Below are 7965 nucleotides of genomic sequence, written 5' to 3' on the forward strand. Positions count from 1 at the left end.
CTATCGCAACGTGCGGATCGAAACCTTGCCCCGCTTGTGATGCGGGATGACCACGGCGCGACCATCGGCGTGCTGGATGTTCAGATTTACGACGGCGTCGCCGACTTCCAGCCCGGTGATCTTCAGACGGTCCAAGCCGGCCGGCAGGACCGGATCGGCCAGATCGACCGTCTCGGTCCAGGCGTCGATGGAAAGGCCCAGGGTCGCCTGAAGCATCAGGAAGACCGATCCCGCCGCCCAGGCCTGAGGCAGACAGGCGACCGGATAGGCGATGGGCGGCTCGCCCGGCTCACGCGGGAAGCCGCAGAACAGTTCGGGCAGCCGCAGGTGGAAATGGGCGGCCGCAGCGTAGATCTCGGCCAGGATTTCGGCCACCGCATCGCGCTCGCCGTAGGCGGCCATGCCGGCGGCGGCCATGGCGGTGTCGTGCGGCCAGACTGAGCCGTTATGATAGCTCATCGGATTGAAGCGGGCTTGGCCGACCTCCAGCGTGCGGATGCCCCACCCGGTGCGGAACTCGGCGGTCAGCAGGCGTTTGGTGACCCGTCGCGCACGTTCCAGCGACGGCAGGCCGGTGAACAGCAGATGGCCGGCGTTGGAGGCTATGGCGCGACATTGCTGGCCGTCGCCGTCGAGGGCCACGGCATAGAAGCCCTCGTCCTCCATCCAGAACTTTTCCTCGACCAGGGAGCGGACCTGTTCGGCGCGCATCCGCCATTCGGTCGTGCGGTCGTCGTGCAGGCGCTCGCCCAGATCGCCCAGCGCCTTCCAGGCGGCGAAGGCGTAGCCCTGAACCTCCAGAAGCGCGATCGGACCCTTGGGGAAGCGGCCGTCGGCGTGGAAGATGGAATCCTCGGAGTCCTTCCAGCCCTGGTTGGACAGGCCGGTGTCGGCGCCGCGCTGATAGTCGATCAGGCCGTCATTGTTGCTGTCGCCATAGTCACGCATCCAGTCGGCGGCCGCGATCAGGTTGGGCCAGAGCGTGCGGATCAGATCAAGGTCGCCGGTGCGGTTGGCGTAGGCGCCGGCCAAGGCCACGAACAGGCAGGTGGTGTCGACCCCGCCATAGTAGAGACCGAACGGCACCTCATGCAGGGCGCTCATCTCGCCGCCGCGGGTCTCGTGCATGATCTTGCCGGGCTGGCTGTCCCGATAGAGCGAGGTCTCAGTCGCCTGGCGCGAGGCGAGATAGGTCAGCACGCCCTTGGCCAGCGACGGATCGAGCCACAGCATTTGCCAGGCCGAAATGATGCCGTCGCGTCCAAACGGCGTCGAGAACCAGGGCGTGCCTGCATAGGGATAGGGTCCGGTGGGCAAATCCGTGGTCAACAGCGCCATGTCGGCGCGCGACTGGTCCAGCCAGTCGTTGAAGCGCGGGCTGCGCGGGCCGCGCACCGAGGCGCCGCGCCGGCGTTTGGCGCGCATGGCCAGGCGGGCCTGGATGGCGTTCTGGCGCCAGCGATCGGCGTCCGGCGTCTCGCAGGCATCGACGCCACATTCGATGAACAGGTCCAGCGAGCGGCCCTTGGGCAGGCTGAACATGAACTCGGCGCGTTGATGCGTCAGGCGCGCGGGCGGTTCGGAAAAGGCGATGCAGCTGGATCGGTCCACGTCGTCCAGGCCGGTGTAGCGGAAGGTGACGCGGCGACCATCGGTGGTCGGCGTGTGGATCGTTCCGCGCTTGACTCGCGGCGTGCCGCGCACCTGGAAGATATCGAAGAAGTCCGCGCCGAAATCGAAGGCCAGCGGCAGCAGGATGTCCTCCACCCCGTGGTTGACCATGCGGATGCGCTCGAACATCCGCCGGTTCCACAGAAACCGCCGGCGCTCGATATGCAGGACACCGGCCGGCGCCGACCGGCCGCCCATCGGGGGCAGGGGACGATTGGTGGTGTGGCAGGAGAAGAAGACGTTGTCCTGGCTGACGCCGGACGACAGACGCGACGGCTTCAGCAGACCCACCGTCATGGCCCAGCGCGACAGGACGCGGGTGTCGCCCGCGAACAGGCCGTCGGCGCCGCCCTTCATGTCGCCCCATCCGTCGGCGACCAGGAAGGTATCGCCTTCCTTCAGCGCCATCAGCTGTTCGAGACCCGTGGCCTCGACCGATTCACCGGCGGTCAGTTGAGTGGAATAGGCGTCGTCCATGCGGTCTCTTCCCCGTCGTTGTGAGGCCTTGGCCGAACGTGTCGCACCCGAATGCGGCGCTCAGGGGCCGCTTACAGACTTTAATGGGCAAGTCGCCGACGGGTTCAGGCGAACCTGTGCTTTTTCATCGACAGAGACCGGGCGACCTTCATTTGATCAACCGTACGACCCCGATGGACCGCGCGATGTCGCGGAAGGCGGCTTCCAAGGCGGCGCTGTCTTCGGCCAGGAAGGCATGGTCGGAATCGCTGGCGCAGCTCCTCAGCAGATTGCGCCCGTTCTGCGTGGGCACGTTCAGGCCGACGGTGAAGACCTCGATCTTGTTCGACTTGGCATAGGTGCAAATCGAACCGAAATCGGCATCCGTCGCCGCCAGCTCATCGGCTTTGTTCGTGGCGACGTGCGCGCCGTCCGACGAGCGGTAACGCAGGGTGTTCACACCGTCGGTCATAAGCACCAGTATTTTGCGCGGCGTGCGGTTTGCGGGATCGTAGGCCCCGGCTTCCTGGAACGGCGCGGTGGGCGACAGCAGATTGATGCCCCAGATCAGGCCGGATGGAATGTGCGTCTCGGGCTTGTAGCCGCCGACATTGATGACAAGGTTTTTGATCGCGTTCAGGACGCTGGATTTGCTCTTGGACAGGGGGCTGACCGCATTCAGGCAACTCTGGCCTGTCGTCAGGAAACCCTTGTAGGGCGTCGCCGGCGACTGGTCGTTCAGCCGCGTCGTGCCGACGTTTCGCGAATAAACGCAGCCGAACCACTTGTAGCTGACGTTGCAAGCATAGGGCGGGACGGTGACCGTCTTGACCACCTGATCCTTGTAGCAGGTGCCGGTCTCGCTGACGCCGTCACGCACGGTGGTGCAAGGGTAGGGGGTGCCGCCGCTATAGGTCGTCTTGGTCGTGCAGGTGCGCTCCTGAACATAGTCGTCGGGCACGGAAATCCACGGGGCCTTGCGATTGGCAATCCCGACATTGACGTAATCCGCATAGGGCACGACGCCGATCGAGACCTCGTCGCTTTCGGTCGCCATCAACTCGTTGACCAGCAAACTGGCCGAGGTCTTCAGCGCATCGATCCGCTTGATCGACCGGCTGTCCTTTTCGCTCATGGACCAGGTGTTATCGAGCACCAGAACGGTCTCGATCTTCTGCGCCACGCCGCGCGTCGCCTCGGACAGGGCGTTGATGTCGAACTGTTTGACGCCGGCCAGACCCGCAAAGATGGGTTTGACCCCGCCCTTGAAGGTCACCCTTACGATCTTGCCATCGACATATTGGGTGCCGGTCTTCCAGCCGTCGATCAGTTGGCCGGTCTTCAGATTGGCCTCCAGATAGGGACCGCTGACCGCTTCCAGCTCCTTGACCGTCTGGGCGCGGGACGCCGCTGCGCCCAACGCTGCTGCATCCAGCGCTTCCTGGACCTGGTTCCTGACCGAGACATAGCGATTGATGTCGATAGCCAGGCCGACCATCAGTGCCAGGCCCATGGCGGACAGGGCGAAAAAGGTCGCGATGTTGCCCGCGGTATTCCGGCGCAGATGCGCCAGCCGCCGCCTCATCGCTGTCCATTGCATGGTGGTCGCCCCGATTTGGGACGACCGTAATGGATAAGCTTAACTTTTGGGTGAACGCCGTTACAAATTCAGGATTGCAACGGCGTCCCGACCGAGTTGATTTCAGGCGGTGGCGGCGAAGCTGCGCTCTTCACGCGGACGAAGCGGCGTGACCACGTCATCCAGCGCAGCCTCTGCGAACGGACGGCGCGCCAACAGGTCGCCGTAGACGTCCAAGTAACGACGCGCCATGGCGGTGGCGGAAAACCGCAGATCGAAGCGCGCGCGGATGGCCTCCCGATCCAGCAGATGCGCGCGCCCGGCGGCGGCGATCGCCTGTTCCATCGTGTCGACCAGGAAGCCCGTGGCGCCGTCCTCGATCACCTCCGGCGTCGAACCGCAGCGGAAGGCGATCACGGGGGTGCCGCAGGCCATGGCCTCGATCATCACCAGTCCGAAGGGCTCCGGCCAGTCGATGGGGAAGAGCAGAGCATCGGCGCCGCCGAGGAAGGCGGACTTCTGATGGTCGCCGATCTCGCCGATGAATTCGATCAGCGGATTGCCCTCGACCAGCGGGCGGATCGTCTCCTCCCAATAGCGTTTGTCGGCGGCGTCCACCTTGGCGGCCATCTTCAGGCGCTTGCCCAGTTTGGTGGCGATCTCGATGGCGCGGTCGGGGCGTTTCTCGGGCGAGATGCGACCCAGGAAGGCTAGATAGCCCTCGGACTTCGGCGAGAAGATGTACTGTTCGCCCGGCATGCCGTGATGGACGGTGGCCTTCCAGTTGGCGAAATGCAGCGGCTTGCGCTGATCGTCGGAGATGGAGACCAGGCCGAATTCGCTCCAGCGCGCATAGACGCCGGGCAGGTCCTTCATATCCAGACGGCCGTGCAGGGTCGTCAAAGTCTTGTCCGCATATTTCTGGAACAGCGGGAAGTGGACCATGTCGGTGTGGAAGTGGATGACGTCGAACTCGTCGGCGCGGTCCAGAACTTCGCCCAGCATCGACAGGTGGGCGGCGAGGTCGGATTTCAACGGCGCCGGATCCAGACGGATCGCCTGGTCGCGCACGGGCACCAGGCGGGCCTTGGTCTGGGCGTCGGCGCTGGCGAACAGGGTCACGTCGTGGCCCAGATCGACCAGGGCGTCGGTCAGATGCGCCACCACACGTTCCGTGCCGCCGTACAGCTTGGGAGGCACGGCCTCATACAGCGGGGTGATCTGCGCGATTTTCATGGTGATGTGCTCCGACACCGCATCCTGGCGGGCCGTTGACATTAATGGTCTCGCAACTGCGAAGTTCCGTCGCGGCTAATGAATTTTCACATAGGTTTCGTGGGGTTACAGCGACACTGACCCATATCGAGTGTGCGAAATCGTACGTAGTGGCACGGATTGCTAGTTAAGTGATTGATGTGGCTCATGCGACGCGCGGTCGCAGCGGCTCACATCGCGGCGCGAACCTCCGAGCGCAGGGCGTCGATAGATTTCAGCCCCTGGTCGGTCTTGAAGCGCCAGTAGGTCCAGCCGTTGCAGGCCGGCGCATTCTCCAGCAGCGCGCCCAGCTTGTGGATCGAGCCGCTGAGCGAGCCGTGAACCAGCGAACCGTCCGCGCGAACCCGCGCCTCGCGCTCGCCCTTGGGGCAGTACAGGCGGTCGCCGGGTTGCAGCAGGCCGGCCTCGACCAGGGCGCCGAACGGCACCTTGGGCTCGGCGCGCTTGGAGCCTGTGACCATCAGATCTTCGGGGCGGGCAGGGATGACCGAGGCGATGCGGGTTTCGGCGACCTCAGCATAGGTCTCGTCACGCTCGATACCGATGTAGTGGCGGCCCAGGCGTTTGGCGGCGGCGCCGGTGGTGCCGGTGCCGAAGAAGGGATCCAGGATCACGTCGCCGGGCCGGGTCGCCGACAGCAGGACGCGGTGCAGCAGGGCTTCGGGCTTCTGGGTCGGATGGGCCTTCTTGCCGTCGGCGTCCTTGATCCGCTCCTCACCCGTGCACAGGGCGAAGGTCCAGTCGGAGCGCATCTGGGTGTCTTCGTTGAAGGCCTTCAGCGCATCATAGTTGAAGGTGTAGCGCTTCTGATCCCGCGACTTGGCGGCCCAGATCAGGGTCTCATGGGCGTTGGTGAACCGGGTGCCCTTGAAGTTCGGCATCGGGTTGGACTTGCGCCAGATGATGTCGTTCAGCACCCAGAAGCCCAGATCCTGGATCGCCGATCCCAGGCGAAAGACGTTGTGATAGCTGCCGATCACCCAGATCGAGCCTTCCGGCTTCAGGACGCGGCGGCATTCCGCCAGCCAAGCGCGGGTGAAGGCGTCGTATTCGGCGAAGCTGGCGAACTTGTCCCAGTCGTCATCGACCGCATCGACCTTGGAGTTGTCGGGCCGCAGCAGGTCGCCGCCCAGCTGCAGATTATAGGGCGGATCGGCGAAGACCATGTCCACCGAGGCGTCGGGCAGGCTCTTCAGCACCTCGATGCAGTCGCCACGATGAATGACGTCCTTGGCGAGGACAGGGGTCTTCAGATCGGACATGGAAACGCGGCCCCGCAACAGTGAGACCGCTATGGTGAATCCTTGTGGTTAAGGTGGATTAAACGGCAGGGTCAGCCGGACGATTTTGCGATCCCGCCGCACCATCCACAGCCTTCTTCGATCAGCTTGTTCCGCATTTGTTCTGATCGTGCTCTAACCGTCTGCGGCGGTCGGCGGCGTGATGGAGGATCAGATGAACGATGGAATCCTGGCCCATATGATGGCCGAACTTGATGCGGAGCTGGCGCGGGCGGAGCCGTCCTTGCCCGCCCATCCCGAACATACGCGCCAGACCGAGATCATGCGCGCCCTGGCCCTGGGGCTGGGAAACTTCGAGCGGATGCGGGCGCACGACGTGCATCTGCTCGCCGCCAGCCTGTCGCCGCGATCGGCCTGATCCGGCGTCAGGGCTTGCGCTTGAACGTGTCGCCGATCTCAGCAGCGTCCGGACCGTCCGGTCCCGCGCTGTGGCGCTCGGCCTGACCGACCGCCTTCGTCGCCTTGTCGGAGGTCAGGGCGTCCGGCTTGCCGGCCGGATCGGCGCCGTTCTCTTCACGACCCTTGGTCTGTTCGCGGTCCATGGTGCTCTCCCTTGCTGGGAGAGGTAGCGCGATGGAGAGCGGCGCGTTCCGTCCGCCGGCCGTATTGACCTTCGCCACCACCGACATGCCGGGCGCCAGACGCTCGGCGGCGGGCTGGTTCGGATCGATGCGGATGCGGACCGGGATGCGCTGGGCGACCTTGGTGAAGTTGCCGGTGGCGTTGTCGGGGCGGATGACGCTGAACTCCGACCCGGCGGCGGGGGCGATGCGTTCGACGTGCCCGCGCAGGGTCTGGCCGCCCAAGGCGTCGACGGTGATCTCGACCGGCTGGCCGACGCGGATATTCTTCATCTGCGTCTCCTTCATATTGGCCGTGACCCAGACCACGTCCGGCACCAGACCCATCAGTTGCGTGCCCGCGGTCACATACTGGCCCTGGCGCACGCCGATCTCGCCGAGGCGGCCGGCGCGGGGCGCGACGATACGGGTGTTGGCCAGGTCGATCTGGGCCAGGCGCACGGCGGCCTGGGCGTTCTCGACGGCGGCGGCCAGACTGTCGCGGCCGACGACGGCGGAGGTGACCCCGGTCTGGGCGATGCCTTCGGCGGCGCGGGCCTGGGCGACCTGGGCTTGGGCGCTGCGCAGGGCGGCTTCGGCGACGTCCACATTGGCCTGGGCGACCCAGCCGCCGGCCTTCAGGGTGCGGGCGCGGTTAGCGTCAGCCTGAGCCCGTGTCAGCGTGGCTTCGGCGGCGGCGATGGAGGCGCGCTGCTGGGCCACCGATCCGCGCGCCGACGCCTGGGTCTGGGTCGAGTTGGACAGGGCCGCCTCGGCCGAATGTAGGCTGGCCTCGGCCTGCTCCAGCCGCTGGCGATAGATGCGGTCGTCCACCTGGGCCAGCAGCTGCCCCTGTTGGACGGTCTGGAAGTCCTGGACCGGCACCTGGACAACATAGCCGTTCACCTGCGGGCTGATGATCGTCACCTGGCCGCGCACATAGGCGTTGTCCGTGCGCTGGATCGCGCCTCGGAAGGGCGGCAATTGCCAGGCGTACAGCACCATCAGAACGCCCAGCAGGGCGACCCCGGAGGCGATGACGGTCCACATGACGTTCTTCTTCGGCGCAGGCGCAGCCGGAGCAGCGGCCGGCGCCTGCGGGGCGGCAGGGGTGGAAGAGGCG

General features: G+C 65.5%; 6 protein-coding genes. 1 reads left to right on the forward strand and 5 read right to left on the reverse strand.

Annotated features, from left to right (window positions below; translation table 11 throughout):
- The 4 genes from VH88_RS01390 to VH88_RS01405 form a co-directional block, all read right to left on the reverse strand.
- Positions 1 to 2148, reverse strand: coding sequence for an amylo-alpha-1,6-glucosidase (locus VH88_RS01390; RefSeq protein ID WP_045809663.1), 2148 nt, complete (start codon positions 2146 to 2148; stop codon positions 1 to 3).
- Positions 2149 to 2296: 148 nt separating this feature from the next.
- Positions 2297 to 3727, reverse strand: coding sequence for a VWA domain-containing protein (locus VH88_RS01395; protein ID WP_082064328.1), 1431 nt, complete (start codon positions 3725 to 3727; stop codon positions 2297 to 2299).
- Between the two features lie 102 nt (positions 3728 to 3829).
- The gene (locus VH88_RS01400; protein WP_045809673.1) at positions 3830 to 4942 is read right to left on the reverse strand and encodes a glycosyltransferase family 4 protein; all 1113 of its coding nucleotides are present in this window, start codon (positions 4940 to 4942) and stop codon (positions 3830 to 3832) included.
- A gap of 209 nt (positions 4943 to 5151) precedes the next feature.
- Positions 5152 to 6243 carry a site-specific DNA-methyltransferase gene (locus tag VH88_RS01405; protein WP_017504517.1) on the reverse strand — a complete coding sequence of 364 codons (1092 nt, stop codon included), beginning with the start codon at positions 6241 to 6243 and terminating at the stop codon, positions 5152 to 5154.
- A gap of 193 nt (positions 6244 to 6436) precedes the next feature.
- Between VH88_RS01405 and VH88_RS01410 the strand changes: the two genes are divergently transcribed.
- Entirely contained in the window at positions 6437 to 6640 is a 204-nt protein-coding gene (locus VH88_RS01410) for a hypothetical protein (RefSeq protein WP_228763748.1), read from the forward strand.
- 7 nt (positions 6641 to 6647) lie between these two features.
- On the opposite strand, the gene VH88_RS01415 is transcribed toward VH88_RS01410, so the two are convergent.
- Positions 6648 to 7965: HlyD family secretion protein (locus VH88_RS01415; RefSeq protein ID WP_231576545.1), on the reverse strand; the 1318-nt coding region annotated here is incomplete at its 5' end.

Source organism: Brevundimonas sp. KM4 (genome assembly GCF_000964075.1).
In the GTDB taxonomy this organism is placed as follows: domain Bacteria; phylum Pseudomonadota; class Alphaproteobacteria; order Caulobacterales; family Caulobacteraceae; genus Brevundimonas; species Brevundimonas huaxiensis.